The following is a 22,158-nucleotide window of genomic DNA, read 5'->3' as shown; positions in this document are numbered from 1 at the left end:
CTGCTTCGCACCGTCAGATGGAGTCACGGTCTGCACCTCCGTCTGGCATCGGTGGAGCCCGTCGGTGAGGCGACTCGGCGGGCGCATCGAGCGGTGCTTCCACGCAGGCCACTCGATGCCCGTCGTCGAGTTCGGTCGTCGGAATGCGACCCTCGCGACACGTCGGCGTCGCGTACTGACAGCGGTCGGCGAACGGGCAGGCCACGTGACCACCAACAGGGTCTGGTGGACTACCGTCTGCCGACCGAACCCGTTCACCCGGCTCACTGTTTCGAACCGAACACGAAAGCAGGGCTCGAGTATAGGGGTGCGCCGGTTCGGTCAGCACGGTCTCGACCGGGCCAGATTCCATCACTTGCCCGCCGTACAGCACGACGACGCGGTCACAGGTTTGTGCGATGACGCCGATATCGTGAGAGATGAGGAGGATACCGAGGTCACGTTCGTCTCGGAGAGTACGAAACCGTCGGAGGATGTCGGCCTGTGTCGTCGTGTCGAGTGCCGTCGTCGGCTCGTCGGCAATCAGAAGTGACGGCTCGCTCGCCAGTGCGATGGCGAGGACCGCACGCTGACGCAACCCGCCTGAGAACTCGTGTGGGTACGCGGACGACCGGGATTCAGGATTCGGAATATCCATCTGGTCCATCAACTCGATGGCGCGTTCGTGTGCGTCCGACCACGCCGACCGGTTTCGGAACAGCGGCACGCCGAGGTAATCGAGGAGTCGCTGGCGCTCTTCTGTGTCGTGAATCCGAACCGCCTCGGCAATCTGCTCGCCGACGGAAGACACCGGATTCAGCGTCTCGGTCGGGTCCTGAAACACCATCGAGATATCGGAGCCGCGAATCCGGCGAAGCGTCGACTCGTCGGCGGTCGTGAGGTCGGTCCTGTCGAACGTGACCGCCCCATCGACGATTTTTCCCGGGTCTTCGAGTCGACAAATCGACCGCGCCGTGACGGACTTTCCGCTCCCGCTCTCGCCGAGGATGCCGACGATTTCGCCGCGGTCGACGGTGAACGATGCGCCGTCGACGGCGTGGACAGTCCCGCGAGTGGTGTGGTACTGGGTCTGCAGGTCCTCGACGCGGAGTAATGGGTCACTCATAATTGCTTCAGAGTTGCTCCATTTGCGCCGACTGTGTCGGCGAAAGCATGTCTCTGAGGCTGTCACCGAGGAGGTTGAACCCGAGGACGGTAATCATGATACAGACGCCCGGAGCGTTGACGAGCCACCACGCCTGCTGGAGATACGTGCGTCCCGACGCGAGCATCGTCCCCCACTCGGGCGTCGGCGGCTGTGCGCCCAGTCCGATGAACGACAGCCCTGCAGTCCCGAGAATGACGCCACCGATATCGAGCGTCGCCAGCACCACGACCGGAGCGACGACGTTCGGAATCAGGTGCCGGACGACGACGTGTGTCCGGGACCGACCGAGCAATCTGGCGCTGGTGACGAACTCTCGGTTTCGAAGTGCGAGGACGTTGCTTCGGACTAATCTGGCGTACGACGCCCAGCCGACGACAGCCAGCGCGAGCATCACGTTCACGAGACTCGGCCCGAGAACGCCCGCGATGACCAACGCGAGCACGATTCCGGGGAACGCTAACAGCGTGTCGACGAGTCGCATCAACGCTTCGTCGACCCAACCGCCTGCGTAGCCCGCGACGAGGCCGACCGCGGTCCCGACGACGAGTCGGACGCCCGTCACGGCGACGGCGATTCCGAGCGACAGTCTGGCCCCATACAGCAGTCGCGTGAGTACGTCGCGGCCGAGTTGGTCGGTCCCGAGTGGATGGGACGGTGATGGCGGTTCCAACTGGTGAGCGAGGTTCTGTTCGACTGGGTCGTACGGCGACACGAGCGGGCCGAACACGGCGGTCACGGCCAGCAAGAGAACGACGACGACACCGACCTGTGCGAGGCGGTTCGACCGAATCGTGTCAGTCAACCGGCTCCGACTGTCGGCCGGGCGTTGCTGTGGGTCGGATTGGGTCGCGCTCACGTCGGTTCACCCCCGAAATCGATTCGCGGGTCGAGGCGGCTGTACGTCAGGTCGACCGCGAAGTTCGTCACTACGAAGATGACGCCGATGAGCAGCGTCACCCCCTGTACGACCGGGTAGTCGCGTGCGAAAATCGCGTCCACCAAGAGCGTCCCAAGTCCCGGTCGTTGGAACACGACCTCGACGACGACAGCCCCGTTGAGGACGTAACTCAACTGGAGTCCGATAATCGTCACGACGGGAACGAGCGCGTTCCTGAGGGCGTGTTTGTAGACGACGATTCGCTCGCGTAACCCCTTCGACCGGGCAGTTCGGATGTACGCGTCGTCGAGCACGTCGAGCATCGCCGTTCGGACTAACCGGGCGATGACGGCGGCCATGCCGGAACCCAGCGTCAACGCGGGCAAGACCAGATATTCGAGCCCGCCCGCGCCGGCGACGGGAAACAGGTCGAGCCAGAGCGAACAGACGATGATGAGCAGATAGCCGAGCCAGAAGTTCGGCATCGAGACACCGACGAGCGCGCCAAATTGTGCGGCGTAGTCGGTCTGACTCCCTGGCTCGACCGCGCTCGCGATTCCGGCTGGGACGGCAATCGCAACCGCGACGAGCATCGACGCGACACCGAGTGCGATAGTGTTCGGGAGCCTCGTGGCTATCATCGCGGTAACTGCCTGGTCGCTGTAGTACGACTGTCCGAGGTCGCCCTGAACTGCGTTCTCCACCCAGCGGGCGTATTGGACAGGGAACGGGTCGTCGAGGCCCTTCGCGACCCGGAACTGTTCGACCGCCTCCTGTGATGGGGTTTGGCCGCCCATCTGCTGGGTCAGAATCGTTCGCGCCGGGTCACCGGGCGTGACGAAGATGAGTCCATAGGTGAGCACCGAAACGCCGAAGAGGACGACGAGCATCGTCGCCACTCGTCTGGCCAGTTTCCAGCCGTTCATCGTTGTCGTGTGATGTTCTCTAGATGGTAGCAGGACTCGGTCGGGTGCGGGCGATAGCCGTCGATGTCGGCGCGTGTTCCGACGACGTTCGTATAGTACGTGAGCCAGCCAATCGGGACCTCGCGCTGAACGATGCGCTGGACCTCGGCGTACCGTTCGAACCGTTCGTCACGGTCACTCGTGCGCCGTGCCTCTTCGAGGAGTCTATCGACCGTCTCGTTTTCGAAGCCGCTGAACATCGTCGCCGTCTCCGAGTGAACGAAGTCCGACAGTCGGTCCGGGTCGGGGTACCACAGTACTGAACTCGACCAGAGCACGGCGTCGAAAGAGCCGCTTTTCGCCTGCTCTTTTATCGTTGCCGACTCCATGAGTGTGACCTCGACATCGAACCCAACCTCCTGAAGCTGTCTCTGTATCACCTGTGCGATTGTGGGGAGTTTCGGACGGGTATTGTAGGTCCAGATGGACACAGAGAGTGATTCTCCATCGCGAGTTCGAGTCTCACCGTCCTGTTCCCAGCCTGCCTCCGAGAGAAGACTCCGCGCACGGTCCGGGTTGTACTCGTACGGTTCGAGGTCGTCGACGGCCCAATCCGTGATGTTCGACGGGAACGGACCGACTGCCGCCGAGCCGAGGCCACTCAGGATATTCTCGACGATGGCGTCGCGGTCGACCGCGTGCATGACTGCGCTGCGAACGCGCCTGTCCGAAAACGGAGACGAGTCCAAATCGAAGACGAGGTACCGGGCTCGCGGAATCTCGTACGTGTGAGCAGAGAGGCCGTCGCGTGATTCGAGCGTGTCGGCCGTTTCGTTCGGGAGAATTCGAGCCATGTCTAGCTCGTCGCTCTCGAGTTTCAGCCGCCGTGTCTGGTCGTCGGTGATTCCCTCGTAGACGAGCGTCTCGACACGAGGCCCCGAACCGTGGTAGTCGGCGGTAGCCGTCGCCGTGATACTGGACCCTTGTTGCCAGCGTTCGAACTGGAAGGGACCGGTTCCGATTGGTTCGCTGACCGACCCGTCGTCAGTGATAGCGGTCGGTGAAATGAGACACGTCTGGCCTCGGGTACAGTGCGCCGGGAGTGGCGAAAACGGCGTGTCCGTCCGAATAACGACTCTCTGGTCGTCGGCCGCCTCGACTGATTCGACTGGCACGGAAGCCATCGAGTTCGACTCGAACGCCCGTCTGAGCGAGGGGAGCGCGGTGTTCGCCGTGAGGTCGGTCCCATCGTGGAACGTCACGCCCTCACGGAGGTCGAATTCCCACGTCACGTCGTCGACTCGCCGCCAGTCAGTTGCGAGACCGGGAGCTACTGTCGCGTCGTAATCGACAGTCAACAGCGGTTCGAGGACGCTGATTCGACGCCAGAGCCACCCGTTTACGACCGGGTCCAGCGAATCCGGCGTCCACGGCGACCCCACGGTGACCGTATCGGATTCCGCATGGTCGTCGCCGGGCGCTCCGTCGTCACCGGGTGCCAAGTCGCCACCGAGCGCCCAGTAGCCACCAAGACCGGATACGCCGGTCGCGAGTCCGAACAACGTCTGCCGTCTCGTAATATCAACCATTGATGTGCTTCGACTCTATCGCTGTCATTCGGTTTCGGATTGATGCACTTGTCGAGTCGGCGGCGGACCACTCCCCCGTCTGGTTGGTTCCGCGCATGCTAGTCGCTCCGAGAGAGTTCAGCCCAATCGGCCATGTTGCTGACTGGGTGGCCATCGATTCCCGAGACGGTCGCCTGCCGGGCCAAGACGGATTCGTTGTAGTACAGCGGGATAACGGCACCCGTCTCGACGACTCGTTTCTGCACTGCACCGTAGTGCTCGCGCTTTTCGGCCAGCGTCTCAGCCCGATAGCCGCGCTCGATGAGACGGTCGACCTCAGGTCCGGGGTTGTAGATTCCGGTTCCATTTTTCTTGTAGCGTTTTCGGTTGTCGCTGCCCTCCGAGTGGAACATCGCCCGAACGAGGTAATCACAGGCGGCGCTGTTCGAGCCGAAACTGACGAGCGTCAGGTGTGCCTCGCCGGCGGTGAAGGTATCGTAGAACGACGCCGGGTCGACCTGTCGAATCTCGGTCGCGACGCCGATGTCGTCGAACCACCCCGAGAGCGTCTGTGCGACCATCTTGTCGTCGGTGTTCTCGCTGTTAATCAGAATCGACAGCGGGTCGCCGCTGTAGGAAGAGTCCTCGACCAACTCCCGCGCCCGCTCTCTGTCGGGGCCGTACGGTGAGAGGTCGCCATGAACAGCCCACGGGATAACCGACGATATCGGCCCTCGGGCCGGTTTTCCCATCCCGTTCAAGACGCGCTCGACAATCTGGTGTTGGTCGACCGCCCAATTGAGTGCCTTTCGAAGCTGTTCGTCGTCGGTCGGTGCGGTGTAGAGGTTGACCGCGACGAGCCCCGCCTCGGGAGTGAGTTGCGTCTCGATAGCCGTGTCGTCCGCGTCGGCAAGCGCCGTTGCCCGGCTCTTCGGAATCTGCTGTGCGATATCGACCGAGCCCTTCTGAAGCGACAACACCCGCGTATTCGGGTCTTTGACCCACTTGAACGTGAGTTCCCTCGGTTCCGCAGTCCCCCCACGGTAGTTCTCGTACGGCGTGAGCGTTATCGACTGCTCTTCTTCGACGTGTTCGACCTGGAAGGGTCCCGTTCCGACTGGTGTCTCGTTCGGGTTGGGATGCTGAATCCCGAAGTAGTTGTGCGAAATCGTCCCCGGGAACGCAGGGAAGTGCTCCGTCGTCTGAAATCGGACCGTGGTGTCGTCGACTGCCGTGACGCCGTCGGGTTCGACGCCAATCCAACCCGGAACCCACGACCACTGCTCGAAGACGCGGTCGAACGAGCTAACGACCGCGTCGGCGGTCAGTGAATCACCGTTGTGGAAGGTGACGCCCTCCCGAAGCGAAAACTCCCACGTCGTCTCGTCGACCGCCTCCCACTCGGTCGCCAACAACGGTGCAGTCTTCATGTTCGCTGTCGTGTCCACCAGCGGTTCGAAGACGTGCGTGTAGTACGGCGTGACACCGCCGTAGATGTCCCACTTCTCTCGTGTCGGGTCGCGGGCGAGTGCCACGGTAAACGACTCGGCAGAACTAGATTGCGAGTCGGTGCTGGCCCCCGTGTCAGAGTCGGAGCCGAGACTGAGTTGCGAGCCAGTACAGCCTGCAATCAGCCCAGAGACACCAGCCGAGAGTCCAGCGAGAAATCGCCGTCTCGAAGAGCGCCTACGCATCGACAGCCACCTGTGTGATGAATTTCTCAGCTGTTGCTACCGGAAAACCACAGAGTTGTATCCGAACGTCCTCGCTCGGGAATACAGACGGAGGGTGTTCAGCAGACATACCAGACACGCGATGTGCCTCAGTAAAAACAACTTTGGTTTAGATAACTAAATTGAACTTGTGTGAGTCATGTGTAACCATTCCAGCCACTCAAACCACGGTGCAAAGAACGAGAGCAAGTCACAGAACCCCCACAAGAGCAGGCTACAGAATCTCCTGACGGTTGTAGAGGCCATATCGCTCTGCTCCACGTGGCTCCAGTTCGACAGTGAGATGCAGGAACTACTTCTACAACTATCGCCTCCAATGCGACGACAGTATCAAACTTCTGTGGGTTCCTTGGACGTTCATATTATAATGGAGAGACGAGTACGACGAGAGTAGGTGACAGGCATCACTGTCGACTCGGCTGATACATGACTCCCAGTACACTTGCCGTCTCGTTCCTCGAACTCACCATCGGGGTCGTTTGCCTCGCGATTACAGCGTTGTCGTGGCGCTATCGCGAGCGACCAGGCGGCTTACCTCTCGTCGTGATGGCATTCTCGGCTGCCATCTGGTCGGTTGCAGCGGGTGTGGCGTCGCTCTTTGTCTCACCAGACGTAACGAGAGCAGCACAGACCGTCGTGTACATCGTCATTGGGCCAGCCGCAGTCGCGTGGTTCTACGTCGTCGTCGAGTACAGTGGTCACGAGTGGTGGAAACAAAAGCTAGTCGTCGGAGGACTGCTCGGATTAGTCGGTCTCGAATGGGTGGGAATCCTCACAAACCCGCTGCACCACCTGTACGCGACTGGTATGACTGACCTCCCACAGTCAGGGCTGATTGACCCGACACCGGGTGTGATACTCTACGGATACACGCTGGTTCGGGTGACGCTCATGCTGATTGGTCTCAGTATCCTGCTGGAACGATACGCGAGCGCTCGGGGAGTGAGCAAGATTCAGACAGCATCGCTGGTTTTCACTGGTGTGTTACCAGTGTCGACCGGGTTTCTCGAATTGATGGACTTCGTTCGGATTCCGGGCTTGGATTTCAGCGTCATCGGCATCGTCCTCAGTTCGGGAGTCGTCCTGTGGGCGCTGTTCTACGCCGACTTTCTCGAATTCGTTCCAGTTGCCCGAGTGACACTATTCGAGAATATGACCGACCCGGTCGTCGCGGTCGACACCGACGGACGCGTGGTCGACCTCAACGGGCGGGCGAAGTTGCTATTCGGCGTCGGCGACGACGCAATCGGAATGCCGACGACAGCAGTCTTCGAAGAGTACCCCCAACTCTCAACAGCGCCGGTCGGAACCTCGGCAGAGCCAATCGAGATTACAGCCGAGGTCGATGGACTTCAGTACCAGTACGAACTGGCCGTCTCACCAATTGTCCCCCGAAGTGCTCACACCTCGGGGTCCAAGGACGCTCTCAATTCGTCGCTCGGGTTTCTCTTCGTATTCCGGGACGTGACGCTTCAAAAACAGCGAGAGCAGGCAATCGAGCGCAAGAACGACCGACTGGAACAGTTCGCGTCGGTCGTGAGTCACGACCTCCGAAATCCACTGAACGTCGCCCAAGGGTGGGTCGCACTGGCACGAGACGACAACGACAGTGAGAGCCTAGCCAAAGTCACCCAGGCACACGAACGGATGGAACTCCTCATCGAGAACCTCTTGACGCTCGCCCGGTCTGGAAACGCGATAAGCGAGACCAAACCGGTCAACATCGCCGAACTCGCCCACACGTGTTGGCAGACCGTCGAGACAGCGGACGCGACACTGACTGTCGATACCGACTTGACAGTGCACGCCGACCCAGCCCGGCTCCAAGAGCTAGTAGAGAACGTGCTGCGGAATGCAATCGACCACGGTGGAGAGGATGTGACGATTACAATCGGCACCCTCGGAGACGACCGCGGGTTCTACATCGCCGATGACGGTGGGGGAATCCCGCTCGAAGCCAAGGAACAAATCTTCGAAAGCGGGTACTCGACGGGGCAGGACGGAACGGGCTTGGGCTTAGCAATCGTCGCGGAGATTGCGACAGCACACGGGTGGAGAATCGGGGTCACAGACAGTGGCGAGGGCGGGGCGCGTTTCGAATTTGTGACTGAACGCGGCGATTCGTGAATGTATTTCCACGCTGGTTTCACTCCGGTTCCTGCTTCGGTCTGTCAGTTCGTGCGATGCCAGGTCGTGAAGTCTGTCATGCACTTGTCCGATACGAGTACAGAATGTCGGTGTGTCCAGGCGGATTACTTGAGATATGTCTTGCTTCCACCGAATCACAATGACATGGTCGAATGAATAGAGAGACATGTATCCGGAACTATTAGTATCCTACATGAGAAATTGAATAAATAAGCGTTACTGTAGGCCAACTAGTTCCAGTAGGAGGGTCGTTAAATGGGCGTCAATCGAAAATTGGGTATTCACAGACACCGAGTTCGTTCTCACGTCTCTTCTCCCGAGCTATGTTGGAGGACCTAACACGATGATTCGAGAGACGGCTCTAAGAGGGAACCCAGAAGAGAAGCCGAGTCGTCCCGGCCACACAAGAAAGCGGAGGTCAGTAAAACAACGGTGGCGGGTGTCGAAACATATACAAAAATTCGTCCCAGACAGCTACGACGACCTCCCCACCCCTGATTCCAATGCAAGATATCGTTAGAGAAGCGCTCGAACATACGACAGAAGAAACCGCCGGGGTAGATACTGATGAGGAGGAGTTTATCGACCCCAGTATCGTTGTGGTTGGCGTTGGAGGTTCGGGGAACAACACAGTAAACCGACTCAACAGTATCGGCATTGCAGGTGCCGACACAGTCGCTATCAACACCGACAAGCAGCACCTGAAGATGGTCGACGCGGACACGAGGCTCGTTGTCGGGAAGTCTCTATCGCACGGGTTGGGTGCGGGCGGTGACCCCTCCATTGGCGAACGTGCAACCGAGATGGCCCAAGGAACTATCAAAGAAATCCTCGGGGGTGCGGACCTCGTCTTCGTCACCGCCGGTATGGGTGGGGGGACTGGTACTGGCGGCGCGCCAGTCGTCTCGAAGATAGCCAAGGACCAAGGGGCCATCGTGGTCGGAATCGTCTCGACGCCGTTCAATGTCGAGCGCGCTCGCACGAAGAAAGCCGGGGAAGGACTCGACAAGCTTCGCAACGAAGCCGACTCGACCATCGTCCTCGACAACAACCGGCTCCTCGAGTACGTCCCGAATCTACCCATCGGTAAGGCGTTCTCGGTCATGGACCAGATTATCGCTGAGACCGTCAAGGGAATCACCGAGACCATCACCCAACCGTCGCTCATCAACCTCGACTACGCCGACATCTCAACAGTTATGAACCAAGGCGGCATCGCGGTGATGCTCGTCGGCGAAACACAAGAGAAGAACAAGGCCCAAGAGGTAGTCCGCGATGCAGTCAACCACCCGCTTTTAGACGTCGATTACCGGGGCGCATCCGGTGGCCTCGTCCACATCACGGGCGGTCCAGACCTCACACTGAAGGAAGCCGAGGGAATCGCGAGCAACATCACCGAACGACTCGACGCCGCCGCGAACGTCATCTGGGGCGCACGCATTCAAGACGAGTACAAGGGGAAGGTCCGCGTGATGGCCATCATGACCGGTGTCCAGTCGGCACAGGTCCTCGGTCCGACGACCCAAGAGCAGACAGACAAGTCCATCGTGGGACAGAACGTAGAGTCCAATCAAGAAATCAATGACTCGACTGCCACCGGTCGTGCTGTTAGCGAAGGGAACGTCGATGGCGACGACGACAACCTAGACGTCATTCGCTGACATCGTCCCCGGAATGAAGGGCGGTGTTTTAGCCGTGAGTGTCTCATAAGAGACGGGAGCGACGAGAGACCACAGAGAAAACTGATTCTTGCGTACTGCGTGGCGAATCCGTCTAGTAGCAAAGTCGAGGTAATTCCACCGACATTTGATAGATAAGAGAACTGTTTTGTAGGATATAACAGAATATGTCGGTCATGGGGGAGGATGCGTCAGATGAGCCAGCACCTTTCGGGGCAACAAATGACCATCCATCAACGACAGACCACCTCGGGTTCGAGCCGTACGTAGCCGCAGTACACTATTTTTTGACGCACGAGGAAACGACGCCACCGCTGACCCTGTCAGTAGAAGGAGAGTGGGGGAGTGGCAAGTCCTCGTTCATGCAACAACTCTGTGAGAGCCTCGAAGCCGAGGGAGAGACGACGGTCGAGTTCAACCCGTGGAAACACGAGCAACAGGAAGCGTTGTGGGCGTCGTTTGCGATTACCTTCGTCGATTCGCTTAAACAGAGCATTCCGCTGACGAGACGTCCGCAGAAGTTTTTCGCGATTACGTGGCAGCGACTCCTCTCTGAGACGAGCAACGCGGCGCTCATCAAATTCACAGGCGGTTTTATACTGTCTCTTATCGCGCTTTCGACCGTCCTTTGGATTTGGTTAACCGTCGGTGTCGACTGGGTCGTTACTGCTCTCTCAGCGACCGGTCTCAACCTCCGGTACTGGCTGGGAACGAGTGGTGTTATTGTCAGTGTTCTCGCAGGGATTGACCTCACTCGACGAGCGTATAGCATCTGGTCAGTTTCGATTCACCGGTCGTTCAGCCAGCGTCTAAACGACCCCACATACCAAGAGCGAACAGAGTTTCTCGAATCCTTTCAGGCGGACCTCGAGCGCGTGCTCGACGTGTACGGTGACGACGGTCCCGTGTACGTGTTTATGGACGACGTGGACCGATGTACGGTGCCACGAGCAGCAGATTTGATGCGCTCGATCAATCTGATGGTCTCCGACGACTCACAGCTTATCTTCATTATCGGACTCGACCGAGAGCGTGTCGCTGCGGGCATCGCCGCAAAACACAACGAACTGCTGGATTACATCGACGGGGAAATCGATAACGAAGAACCAATCGAATTTGGATACCGGTATTTAGAGAAGTTCATCCAGATTCCCTTCGTCGTCCCTGAGCCGAAAGGGGAAGATATCCAACGCCTCGTTCGCGGGAATATTCTCGACGCAGAGACGGAGGACGCATCGACTGACCGGGAGGACATCGCAACACTCTGGGAAGAAAACCTTGCAGCTCAATTTGAAGCAACCCTTGACGACATTGTTGCGATGGCCGCCCCTGCGCTTGGCAACAACCCTCGGCAGGTAAAGCGGTTCCTGAACCTCTATCGGCTCCGTGCTGTACTGGCCGAATCGGAGGGGCTGCTTGCAGACAGAGGTGAAGACCCAGTTGGAGATACGATTACTCTCCCCCAACTGGCAAAGTTCGTCGTCATCAGCATCCAGTGGCCTTCGTTTGTGACGGCGGTGTCGAACGACCCGACCGCGCTAGAGCGCGTCTCTGACTACGCAACTGGTGAGGAAGAAGACGCGGAGAAATACGACATTCTACAGACGTGGGCGGATACCGACCCGCTACTTGAACTGCTTGCGTATGGTGAAGGAGACCGGTATCAAATGCAGAGTGTCTCCGTGGTCGATTTGAAAAAGATATCACCGCGGGTTGACCGGCCTGCGCAGTCAGAGCAAGACGAGATGGACCGACGCGTACAGGTTGCGTTCTTCGACGATGCAACGTACGACCCCGAGAAAATAAAGTCGAAGCTCGAATCGATTTCAGAGACACTCGAACTCGACCTCAAGTTGCGGGTGTTCGAAGGCGCACGGGAGAAGCCTATTGCGGACATCGACGAACTCTACTATTGCTTTATTTGGATCGCCGACCCGACGCTTCTCGCCAAAACGTGGTTTCAGCGCCTGTGCAAACGTGCACCAGAGCAACTGCAAATCATCTCGCTAAGCCCCGATACCGAGCTACTGGACCCACCAATCGACCGTGCGGTCGAATCGGTAGATACGCTCGATGACCTTACAACGAGCCTAGAACAGGAACTCAAAACGATTGATGCAGTCGACGAAAGTGGAGAGACACAGTGGGAAGAGTGGCAGCGTTCCCTCGCCGAACTCCGCGATATCGAGGATACCGAGATTATCGACTAAGTATCGGTCTCAAACGCAGACACATCGATTACCATCAAAGTCGGTTCCGGATGGAAGCTTCCGCTGTGTCGTCGCAACACCAACGGTTGGTGAAGTAGCACCAGCGAAGTGAACGATGGGTCGGGATGGGCGGGACTACTGCATTGAACCTACTGTCGCACCATTGATACCCACTGAGACCTTCGGTACGACATCGAGATGGACCGACGAACGTATCTCAGAGTCGGTGGACTGGCCATGGGGACCGCACTCGCTGGCTGCGTCGGTGGCGTCGATACCGATTCGGACACCGAGACAGCGTCAACAGCGACTGGTCATTCAGAGTCCGGGACTACGGAGCGCACGGACACCATGCCCGCAGACCTCACTGTCGAACGCGTTGCGACGGGGCTGACATACCCGTGGGCACTCGAATCCCTGCCCGGCGATTCGCGGCTCCTCGTCACTGAGAAGGGCGGCCAGTTGTTGCTCGTCGACCGCGGTTCGGGAGCGACGACGCAGGTCGAGGGGACGCCAGAAGTGTACGCACGCGGGCAGGGCGGGCTCCTCGACGTCGCGCTCCACCCACAGTATCCGGACGAACCGTGGGTGTATCTCACGTATTCGGCTGCGCGAGACGACGGGACGTCGAGCACTCACCTCGGGCGGGGACGCCTCGACGTAGATGCGGCGCGAATTACGGGGTTCGAACGACTCCACGCCGCCGAGCCGTTCGTCGACTCGACCGGGCACTTCGGGTCACGAATCACTTTCGACAGCGACGAGCGACTGTACGTGAGTGTCGGCGACCGACAGTTCAAAAACTTCGGACCGGACCACGTCTCACAGGACCGGACCAACGAACTGGGGACGATACTACGGTTTGAAGCCGATGGCTCGGTCCCCACTGACAATCCGTTTGTCGACGACCCAGACGCCAGAGACACCATCTTCAGTTACGGCCACCGGAATCCGCAGGGGTTAGCCACCCACCCAGAAACGGGCGACATCTGGGAGACGGAGTTTGGTGAGCAAGACGGAGACGAAATAAACGTCCTCGAAGCCGGGGCGAACTACGGGTGGCCTGTCGCCGACGAAGGCTGCACCTACGGCAGCGGTGAGCCGATTGGTGTCTCGCACGCCGATCGAGACGATGTCGTCGGCCCGGTCTTCTCGTGGCCGTGTGGTAGCGGTGGGTTCCCCCCGAGTGGGATGGCATTCTACACGGGTGACGCGATTTCGGAGTGGCAAGGTGACCTCTTCGTCGCTGGTCTGGCCTCGCAGTATCTCGCTCACTTCACCGTCGACGGACAAACCGTAACCGAGGCCGAACCGCTGTTAGCCGACCGCGGATGGCGCGTCCGGGACGTGCTTTCCGTCTCCGGTTCGGGCGACCTCTACGCCGTCATCGATGCCAAGAACGCACCCCTCGTCAGAATCGGCGTGGACCGAGAGTAGCCAGTGAGAGCGGGAGCGGTAACAGAGCGAGAGCGTAGCGATAACAGACCCAGTTCTTAAGCGGCGTGTCTCGCAGACGCGACGCTCTTCCCACCAGTTTCAATTCGTCGAAACTCACCGAATGCTTATACAACAAAATCCCCACAAATAGGTCGTATCAATGTCGCACACGGGGGAGCACACAGAGGAGGCGTTCTGGCGGCACCTCAACGAAGCCGCAATCGTCGTCGACAGTACGAGCGAGACCGTTCACGATGTCAACTCGGTCGCCTGCGACCACCTACGGTATCCCGCCGAGAAGCTGGTCGAACAAGGTATCGAAGTGCTAGTCCCCGACGACGACAGCTCGACCGTTCGCAAACTATTGAAAAACGGAAACACTGACCGCGCTACTGTCTCGTTGCGCCGAGGGGACGAGACCAAGTACCGAGCCGAAGTCTCGGTCTCGGAACTCCCGCAGCGAGACAGCGACCTGCTACTGTTACTGGCTCGGAAGGCAGACACAACGGCGCAAGAAGACTCGACGAACCAGACGAGAGTCGTGCTGAAGACGATTCTCGAGAACCTCACGCTCGGGACCCTCGTCGAGGACGAAAATCGAGATGTGCTGATGGTAAACGAGGCACTGGGTGAAGCACTCGGAGTCCCGGTAGACCCAGAGAGCATGATCGGACGCGACTGTGCACAGGCCGCCGAAGAGATGAAGGGACTGTTCGCCGCCCCCGAACGATTCATCGACAGCAACGACGAGTTCATCGAGCGACGAGAACTCGTTCGAGGCCAAGAACTCGAACTCACAGATGGCCGAACCATTGTCCGTGATTACGTCCCCTATCAGCTCCCAAACGGCGATGCGAACCTCTGGATATATCGAGATATCACAGCACAGAAACGTCGTGAACGAGAGCGAGAGCGCCACCAGAGCCTCCTCGGACAGCTCCAAGAGGTAGCTGAAATCGGCGGGTGGGAGGTCGATTTCAGGACGGACGAGCTTACGTGGACCGAAAAGACGTACGATATTCACGGCCTCCCGACCGACGCAGATATCGACCTCTCGGACGCGCTCGATTTCTACCACCCCGACGACCGTGAGGCGATACGAGAGGCCTTCGAGCAACTCCGCTCTGACAACACGTCCTACGACCTCGAACTTCGAATCGTGACGACCGACGGTGCGGTTCGCTGGGTCCGCGCCCGGGGTGAACCGTGGGTCGCCGACGGGGAGACGGTGGGTGCTCGGGGAACGTTCCAAGACATCACCGAACGAGTCTCTCGCGAACAGCGGGTCGAAGACCAACGAGATAGTCTGGAGGTTCTCAATCAGGTGATTCGCCACGACATCCGAAACGACCTCCAACTGGTACTCGCGTATGCCGACCTGCTCGACGAAGAACTAGACGACGACAACGAGCATCTCGACCGCATCATCTCGGCGGCCCGCCACTCTGTCGAAGTCACGGAGAACGCACAGATGATGGCTGGAATCTTCCTCGGAGAGGACCATGAGTTCGTACCGACTAGCCTCGCGCGCCTCCTCCGAGACGAACTCGACCATCTGTGTTCGACGTACGCCGACGCGACAATCGAGATTTCCGAACCACTTCCAGACGTGACGGTGTGGGCGAACGAGATGTTACGGCCGGTCGTCCGAAATCTCGTCGGCAACGCAGTCCAACACAACGACAAAGACACAGCCGAAGTGACAGTCGAAGTTCGACCGACAGAGGAGACGGTCCAATTGCGCGTCGCGGACAACGGTCCAGGAGTGCCGCCAGAGCGACGTGAATCAGTGTTCGGGAAAGGAAACAAAGGACTGGAAAGCGGTGGAACAGGGCTGGGCCTGTACCTCGTCAAGACGATTGTCGACAAGTTCGATGGGACGGTCTGGATCGAAGACAACGACCCCGAAGGCGCAGTATTCGTCATCGAGCTACCGAAACACGGCTAACCGTCAACTGATTTCCCTCGATACTGAGTGAACAACAACCATTCAGCCGGATAATAGCAGTTCTCGACTACTTTTTTATGTTATCAAACTACATACGTACTATGGACATCCGTGAGGCCACGACAGCAGACATCGATGGCATCCGAAGCGTTGCACACGACTCGCTGGTTGCGTCGTACGGCCACGCACTCGACGAGGATGTCATCGAAACCTCGATTGACGAGTGGTACGGCGGTGGGCTCACAGGAGAGCTCGATGACGACGACGCGCTCTTTCTCGTCTGTGAAGACGACGGTGACGTCGTGGCCTTCTCGCAGAGCTATCTCGGCGGCGACGGCGTCGTTACCGGTCAAATCAGTTGGATACACGTCCACCCGGACCACCGCGACCGTGGTATCGGGGCTCGACTCCTCACCCGGACCGAAGAGGCGCTCGTCGACGAGGGGGCGACCCGACTGACGGGGAAGGTCCTCGAACTCAACGAACCGGGAGCCGAATTCTACGACCACCACGGCTACGAGGAGGTCGAAGGCCGCCGCATCGAACTCGGTGAGGAGCAGTACGACGAACGAGTCTTCGCGCGGTTCCCCGGAACAGAAGGTGACGTCGCGGCCCCGCTTGACCCCCACACGGTCGATGGAAAGACCGTCTACGTCGCGTTCGACGAGAGCGACCGCGGCTCACAAGCCCCGCTCTACGCCAGCTACACCGACGAAGACCGCACAGAACGGTACGGCTTCTTCTGTGGAAACTGCGAGAGCTTCGAAGTAACGATGGACTCGATGGGGAAAATCGTCTGCAACCAGTGCGGTAACAAACGCCGCCCGTCACGCTGGGACTCGGCGTATCTCTGAGGTCGCTGTCCGTACACTACTCATTCGCTTTTTCTCAGTTGCTGTCGAGCCTTGGTTCCCTGTGCAGACCCCGAGTAGCGCGGCCTCAGCGCGAGCCACTCTTTTTTCGACGAGTCGTGAAATGATGAACACATATTTCTTCGCCATTAGAACTTTCAATCATGACGGATAACTGAGCATCAGATGTCTGATAGACAACGCCACTCAAATGGCAACGAGCCAGAATTCAGCAGACGACAATTTCTCGGCGGACTCACGTCAGTCGCCGCGGCATCGTCGTACACGCTGGACGTTCCCGACACAATCGCGTCGGCCGTGTCGAACGCCGACGACGACCTCGTTCAAACCGTCTCGTCTCCAGACGGAGCAGTCACCGCGGAGTTCGATGTGGCGTCGGGGACGCCGACCTACACGGTCTCGTACGACGGAGAGCAAGTCGTCGAGCCGTCCTCACTCGGGTTCGAATTCGACGGACAACCCAAATTCGGAAGCGACCTGACCGTCACCGGGACCGAGCGCCAGACAGTAGACACGCGATGGACCCCAGTCTGGGACCAGTACGACGAAATCGACGAACACTACACCGAACTTAGGGTTGGCCTCGCCGAGACCACCGGCACCGAGCGGAGCCTCACGGTCGAAATCCGTGTGTTCGACGACGGAGTGGGCTTCCGCTACGTGTTCCCCGAAGACAGTGGGTTCGGCCAGTTCGTCGTCACTGCCGAACAGACCGAGTTCGCGTTCGCCGGGGACTACACGTCGTGGTGGGTCGAAAACGACTTCAACAGCTACGAGTACGTCTACAAGGAAACTCCGCTGAGCGAAATCGGCGACCGTAGCCCCTTCGGTGGTGCACACACGCCGATAACGATGAAGGCCGACGACGAGACGTATCTCAGCGTCCACGAAGCGAGTCTCGTCGATTACGCGGCGATGGCTGTCGAACCCGCGTCCGCCGGGTCGGCGACGTTCGAATCGACACTCGCACCGCTCCCTGACGGAACGAAGGTGGCGGCGACGGCACCGCACACAACCCCGTGGCGTACGATTCAGGTCGGGTCGAGTCCGGGTGACCTCGTCGAATCGAACCTCGTCGTCAACCTCAACGAGCCGCACGACCCCGCAAACTTCCCGCACGGAACCGACTGGATAGAGCCGCAGAAGTTCCTCGGCGTGTGGTGGCTCATGATTACCGGCCGTGCCGACTGGGAGTACCGCGGCCCAGAAACCGGGAACCACGGCGCGCAGACGAAGCGCATGAAGCGCTACATGGACTTCGCCAGCGAGCACGGCATTCCGAGCGTCCTCGTGGAGGGATGGAACGAAGGGTGGAGCACCTATCCCGGCGACGGCAGTGCGATGGACTTCGACGAGTCGTATCCTGACTTCGACATCGAGGCGGTGACAGACTACGGGCGAAATCTGACCCCGCCGGTCAGGATGACCGCACACAACGAAACCGCGGGGAACGTCTCGAACTACGAGTCGCAACTGGAGTCCGATTCGAGCCCGTTCGCATTCTACGACTCGCTCGGCATCCACTCGATAAAGACGGGGTACGTTGCCGACAGCGGCGTCACCATCGACGGGGAGACGTACAACCACCACTGTCAACTCCTCGTCAACCACCACCGACTCGTCTACCGGGAGGCGGCCAAACACCGACAGATGCTGGAGGTTCACGAACCGCTCAAGCCGACCGGAGAACGTCGGACCTTCCCGAACGTGATGACCCGAGAGGGCGTCCTCGGACAAGAGTACGACTCCTTCGGTCGGGTCAGCCCGTCACACCACGTCACGTTCCCCTTCACCCGGATGCTTGGCGGCCCCATCGAGTACACACCGGGCATCTTCGATACGGACTCCGGGTCCGGCGGCATCGAGACGACTCGTGCGAAGCAACTCGCCATGTATCCGACGTACTTCAGCGGCCTTCAGATGGTCGCCGACCTCCCGAGTTCGTACCTCGCCGACCGCGATTCGACCCTCGAACTCGGAGCAGTGTCGCAGGCGGAAGACGCAGAGCGTGACGGGTTCGCAACGGCCGCAAAATGGGCCGGAGCATCCGGCGGCAGGTACGTTCCCATCGACCCGAACACCGTCGACAGCGGTTCCTCCCTGTCGTGGACTATCGAAGACGTCGCAACCGCCGGCGAGTACGACCTTCATATTCGGTATGCGAGCGACGCGACGAAGAACGTGGTTCCCGAGGGAACGCCCCGAACGGCGACTGTGCGCGTCGACAGCACCGCACAGCAGGTGACGTTCCCGCCGACAGATTACTGGGACGAATGGAACACCGTCTCTGTTCGCGTTTCGCTGTCGGCCGGCGCAAACGAAGTCACCGTCACGCTCGGAGACGACGATACAGGTGGCTTCAACCTCGACTCGATAGCAGTCACGGAACCCGACGCACCGATGCCCGACCCCGAGACCGACCCGACCCGCGGCCCGACAGTCGAGGCGTTCGACTTCATCGAGTCGGTCCCGGCTGGACCGTGGGACGACACTCGCGTCCTCGACGCCGAAATCGGGTCGTACTCGGTCATCGCCCGAAAGCAGGGAGAAGAGTGGTTCGTCGGAGCTATGACTGACGAGAACGGCCGGGAGCTGGAAATTCCGCTCGACTTCCTCGACAGCGCGCCAGGAGCACGCGAAGGCCACTCGTCGAATCCGGGGCGCGCGACCGGGAACGGGCACGACAAATCGAACGGAAAGGGACACAAGAAGTCGAATGGGAAGGGCTACGGCAAGTCGAACGGCAAGGGGCACAGCAAGTCGAACGGCCTCGGTCACACGAAAGGGAAGTACGTCGCAGAGTTGTACTCGGACGGCATCGAGGCAGCGTACGACGCGAACCTCGATGCGGTCCGCGTCGACGAAGCCATCGTCACGGCCGAGACGACAATTCTCGCCTCGATGATAGAGACCGGAGGAACGGCAATTCGCCTCAGACCCGCCACCAACGAGGACGTAGAGCGACTTCCGACGTACCAGCGACCCGAACAGGACATCGACGTCTCGATTCGAGACGACCCGTTCGTTCGGGCGACGTTCGTGACCGCGACGGGGTCGAACACCGGCGACTACATCGGTGGCACGACGGTCGAAATCGTCGTCGACGGCGAGGTGGAGGCGACCTCGAACGTTCGGTTCTCACCCGGGGCGACCGACCAACAGGACACGCTCTCGTACACCATCGACACGCCCGGAACCTACGACGTCGCCGTCAGAACCACGGATGGGCAGGCGCTCGCCACCGAGACGGTGACAGTCAAACCGCCGGAGACCGTCGCCACGCTGACGGACCCGACCGGCGACGACGACGGGCCGGGTGCCTACACGTATCCGACCAACGGGGCCTTCAAAGATGGCGCGTTCGACTTGCAGTCGGTCACGGTCGATCAGACGCCGGACGAGTATCTGGTGACGTTCGAGGTCGAGAACCTGTACAACGCCTTCGGGAGCGGGCGTGGATTCTCGCCGCAACTGTTCCTCCTGTGGGTTCGCGACCCGAGCAACTCCGGCGGTGCCGACGAGAGTCTCGACGACCTCGGGGCGAACGTGTCCTTCGAAGAGTCGTGGCACTACCGCCTCGAAGTGAGCGGCTTCACCAAGAGCGCCATCGATGCGACCGGGGCACCGCTCACCGACGAATCGGGGAGCACCGTTGCGCTCACGGAGGAAGTCGATACCGAGGACAACACCGTCGCACTGACGCTCAATCGGGAAGCCTTCGACGGCGTCGACGCGAAGGAATTGGAGGTCGTCGCCGCGGTGCAGTCCGAAGACCGTGGGTCACTTCGCCCGGTCAAAGAGGAACGCGGTGCGTACGTCTTCGGCGGTGCGAAATCGGGCGCAGTCGACGATGCACCGCTCATTGCCGATGTCATCGTCCCCGACGAGGAGTTGCAGTCGTCCGTCCTCGACTACAGTGACGGCAGTCAGGCGACCCTGCCGTACGTCTCGCTGGACTGAGGGCTCTCTCCGTAGGTGGGATGGCCCTCTATTACTGTTTTGGGCTGGATTCGGAGTGTGGGAGTTCGAAATTACTGCTGTGCAGTCTGTTTCGCTTATTGCGGAGATTCAGGTGTAGCCGGAGGCGTCTATGGTCGCCAAATCGCCGTCACGGTTCCCTCGTCGGTCTCGACGCTGCGGTAGTCGAACCCCCGGTCGTCGAGCTTCGGAAAGAGGAACTTCGGCGCGCGGTCGTTCAGTTGGACGAACATCGTCTCCGGGTCGAGTTCCGCGAGGCTGTTCATCGTCTTCGTCAGCGGTTCCGGCGGCGGGAGGTCGCGCGCGTCGAGAAATTCGATAGCCTTCCCGGTCGGTGCATCGGCCTCTCGCAGAAGCGATTCCACATTCATGGTCGAAACGTCGGTCGGAAATCGTAGATAGTTCCCCCCGAAGATGTTCGACGCGAGACTGCTCCGGCGAACATCGCCAATAGGCGAACATGTTCGCCACGTGGTTCACTGGGTGTCGGTCGAAACACTCGGATACCCATGTCTCGTCCATCTACCGGGCCGGACCCCACCGCTATCGACACGAGTCGCCGTCCGTTCGTTCTCGTGTGGGAAGTCACACAGGCGTGTGGCCTCGCGTGCGACCACTGTCGGGCGGACGCAACCCCGGCGAGACACCCCGACGAACTGACCACCGAAGAGGGCAAGCGACTGCTCGATGAAGCACGCGACTTCGGGCCGGGCCAACTCGTCGTTCTCTCGGGTGGCGACCCACTGGCACGGCCAGACCTCACAGAACTCGTCGAGTACGGGACGGAACAGGGGCTCAGGATGACGCTGACCCCCAGCGGAACCTCGTCGCTCACGCCGGAGACGGTGCAATCGCTCGGTGAAGCCGGAATTCGGCGACTCGCACTGAGTATCGACGGTGGAAGTCCGGCAGCCCACGACTCCTTCCGTGGCGAAGACGGGAGTTTCGATCAGACGGTGCAGGCGGCTCGCGCGGCGAGAGAGGCCGGTGTCCCGCTCCAGATTAACACGACCGTCTGCGCGCAGACGGCCGACGAACTCCCGGCGATTCGCGACCTCGTGGCCGACCTCGACGCGGTGCTCTGGTCGGTGTTCTTCCTCGTCCCGGTCGGTCGCGGGCGCATCCTCGACCCAGTGACTCCCGAGCGTGCCGAGCGAATCCTCTCGTGGCTCACAGAGGTGAGCGAGGAAGCGTCGTTCGGCGTGAAGACGACCGAAGCGCCCCACTACCGTCGCGTGGCGATTCAACGCCGCCGCAACTCGACCGACGCGCCTGACGCAGACGGTATCGGCCGTCGACTGGGCATCATCGCCGGCAACGGTTTCGCCTTCGTCAGCCACACGGGAGACATCTACCCGTCGGGATTTCTTCCGAAGTCGGCGGGGTCAGTCCGCGAATCGAGCCTCGTCGAACGCTACCGCGAGAGCGACCTGTTTCAGTCGCTTCGCGACCCAGACCAATTCAGCGGAAAGTGCGGCGTGTGCGAGTTTCGGCATGTCTGCGGCGGAAGTCGGTCTCGGGCATACGCCCACACCGGCGACCCCCTGGCGAGTGACCCGCTGTGTGACTACGTGCCCGCCGAATACGACGGGCCGATGCCAGCCGGTCGGGCGAGCGACGACTGACGAGATACGCCCCGAACATATTCGGGGTAAT

Annotated in this window: 14 protein-coding genes; 8 read left to right on the top strand and 6 right to left on the bottom strand. The window is 60.1% G+C overall.

Annotation, left to right across the window (positions count from 1 at the left end; translation table 11 throughout):
* Positions 1–13: 13 nt before the first annotated feature.
* From C453_RS11020 to C453_RS11000, 5 genes are all read right to left on the bottom strand, one after another.
* A complete protein-coding gene (locus C453_RS11020) occupies positions 14–1,105 on the bottom strand; it encodes an ABC transporter ATP-binding protein (protein WP_008324569.1) in 1,092 nt (363 codons plus the stop codon).
* Positions 1,106–1,112: 7 nt separating this feature from the next.
* On the bottom strand, positions 1,113–2,003 hold the full coding sequence (gene nikC, locus C453_RS11015) for a nickel transporter permease (RefSeq protein WP_008324568.1): 891 nt from the start codon (positions 2,001–2,003) through the stop codon (positions 1,113–1,115).
* Entirely contained in the window at positions 2,000–2,950 is a 951-nt protein-coding gene (gene nikB / locus C453_RS11010; protein WP_008324567.1) for a nickel ABC transporter permease, read from the bottom strand. The genes nikC and nikB overlap by 4 nt, the downstream gene beginning before the upstream one ends.
* The gene (locus tag C453_RS11005; protein ID WP_008324566.1) at positions 2,947–4,518 is read right to left on the bottom strand and encodes an ABC transporter substrate-binding protein; all 1,572 of its coding nucleotides are present in this window, start codon (positions 4,516–4,518) and stop codon (positions 2,947–2,949) included. Before C453_RS11005 ends, nikB begins: the two co-directional genes overlap by 4 nt.
* Positions 4,519–4,616: 98 nt before the next feature.
* Positions 4,617–6,032 (bottom strand): ABC transporter substrate-binding protein, encoded by a 1,416-nt coding sequence (locus C453_RS11000; RefSeq protein ID WP_008324565.1) that lies wholly within the window; start codon positions 6,030–6,032, stop codon positions 4,617–4,619.
* Between the two features lie 624 nt (positions 6,033–6,656).
* Between C453_RS11000 and C453_RS10995 the strand changes: the two genes are divergently transcribed.
* The 7 genes from C453_RS10995 to C453_RS10965 all read left to right on the top strand — a co-directional run bounded on the left by C453_RS10995 (position 6,657) and on the right by C453_RS10965 (position 20,484).
* Entirely contained in the window at positions 6,657–8,357 is a 1,701-nt protein-coding gene (locus C453_RS10995; protein ID WP_008324564.1) for a sensor histidine kinase, read from the top strand.
* Positions 8,358–8,881: 524 nt separating this feature from the next.
* The gene (ftsZ, locus tag C453_RS10990) at positions 8,882–10,039 is read left to right on the top strand and encodes a cell division protein FtsZ (RefSeq protein WP_008324563.1); all 1,158 of its coding nucleotides are present in this window, start codon (positions 8,882–8,884) and stop codon (positions 10,037–10,039) included.
* Between the two features lie 185 nt (positions 10,040–10,224).
* Complete coding sequence (locus C453_RS10985; protein ID WP_338035949.1) at positions 10,225–12,267, top strand: KAP family P-loop NTPase fold protein; 2,043 nt, start codon at positions 10,225–10,227, stop codon at positions 12,265–12,267.
* Between the two features lie 198 nt (positions 12,268–12,465).
* Positions 12,466–13,704, top strand: a complete 1,239-nt coding sequence (locus C453_RS10980) for a PQQ-dependent sugar dehydrogenase (protein ID WP_008324561.1) — start codon at positions 12,466–12,468, stop codon at positions 13,702–13,704.
* A 160-nt stretch (positions 13,705–13,864) separates the two neighbouring features.
* Complete coding sequence (locus C453_RS10975) at positions 13,865–15,652, top strand: sensor histidine kinase (protein WP_008324560.1); 1,788 nt, start codon at positions 13,865–13,867, stop codon at positions 15,650–15,652.
* A gap of 101 nt (positions 15,653–15,753) precedes the next feature.
* The gene (locus tag C453_RS10970) at positions 15,754–16,506 is read left to right on the top strand and encodes a GNAT family N-acetyltransferase (RefSeq protein WP_008324559.1); all 753 of its coding nucleotides are present in this window, start codon (positions 15,754–15,756) and stop codon (positions 16,504–16,506) included.
* A 183-nt stretch (positions 16,507–16,689) separates the two neighbouring features.
* Complete coding sequence (locus C453_RS10965) at positions 16,690–20,484, top strand: glycoside hydrolase family 97 catalytic domain-containing protein (RefSeq protein ID WP_008324558.1); 3,795 nt, start codon at positions 16,690–16,692, stop codon at positions 20,482–20,484.
* Between the two features lie 128 nt (positions 20,485–20,612).
* On the opposite strand, the gene C453_RS10960 is transcribed toward C453_RS10965, so the two are convergent.
* Positions 20,613–20,873: a DUF2249 domain-containing protein gene (locus tag C453_RS10960; RefSeq protein ID WP_008324557.1), complete on the bottom strand. Its 261-nt coding sequence runs from the start codon at positions 20,871–20,873 to the stop codon at positions 20,613–20,615.
* Between the two features lie 138 nt (positions 20,874–21,011).
* Between C453_RS10960 and C453_RS10955 the strand changes: the two genes are divergently transcribed.
* Positions 21,012–22,127 carry a TIGR04053 family radical SAM/SPASM domain-containing protein gene (locus tag C453_RS10955; RefSeq protein ID WP_008324556.1) on the top strand — a complete coding sequence of 372 codons (1,116 nt, stop codon included), beginning with the start codon at positions 21,012–21,014 and terminating at the stop codon, positions 22,125–22,127.
* Positions 22,128–22,158 lie beyond the last annotated feature (31 nt).

Origin of the sequence: Haloferax elongans ATCC BAA-1513 (assembly GCF_000336755.1) — an archaeon.
In the GTDB taxonomy this organism is placed as follows: Archaea; Halobacteriota; Halobacteria; order Halobacteriales; family Haloferacaceae; genus Haloferax; species Haloferax elongans.
Note: the sequence above shows the minus strand (reverse complement) of the source record. Positions and strands in the feature narration are given on the sequence as shown.

Coding starts and splice junctions, on each gene's coding strand:
- ftsZ (WP_008324563.1), top strand. CDS start 8,882: ATGCAAGATATCGTTAGAGAAGCGCTCGAACATACGACAGAAGAAACC.
- C453_RS11005 (WP_008324566.1), bottom strand. CDS start 4,518: ATGGTTGATATTACGAGACGGCAGACGTTGTTCGGACTCGCGACCGGC.
- C453_RS10995 (WP_008324564.1), top strand. CDS start 6,657: ATGACTCCCAGTACACTTGCCGTCTCGTTCCTCGAACTCACCATCGGG.
- C453_RS10960 (WP_008324557.1), bottom strand. CDS start 20,873: ATGAATGTGGAATCGCTTCTGCGAGAGGCCGATGCACCGACCGGGAAG.
- C453_RS10975 (WP_008324560.1), top strand. CDS start 13,865: ATGTCGCACACGGGGGAGCACACAGAGGAGGCGTTCTGGCGGCACCTC.
- C453_RS10965 (WP_008324558.1), top strand. CDS start 16,690: ATGTCTGATAGACAACGCCACTCAAATGGCAACGAGCCAGAATTCAGC.
- C453_RS10955 (WP_008324556.1), top strand. CDS start 21,012: ATGTCTCGTCCATCTACCGGGCCGGACCCCACCGCTATCGACACGAGT.
- C453_RS10970 (WP_008324559.1), top strand. CDS start 15,754: ATGGACATCCGTGAGGCCACGACAGCAGACATCGATGGCATCCGAAGC.
- C453_RS10985 (WP_338035949.1), top strand. CDS start 10,225: ATGTCGGTCATGGGGGAGGATGCGTCAGATGAGCCAGCACCTTTCGGG.
- C453_RS10980 (WP_008324561.1), top strand. CDS start 12,466: ATGGACCGACGAACGTATCTCAGAGTCGGTGGACTGGCCATGGGGACC.
- nikB (WP_008324567.1), bottom strand. CDS start 2,950: ATGAACGGCTGGAAACTGGCCAGACGAGTGGCGACGATGCTCGTCGTC.
- C453_RS11020 (WP_008324569.1), bottom strand. CDS start 1,105: ATGAGTGACCCATTACTCCGCGTCGAGGACCTGCAGACCCAGTACCAC.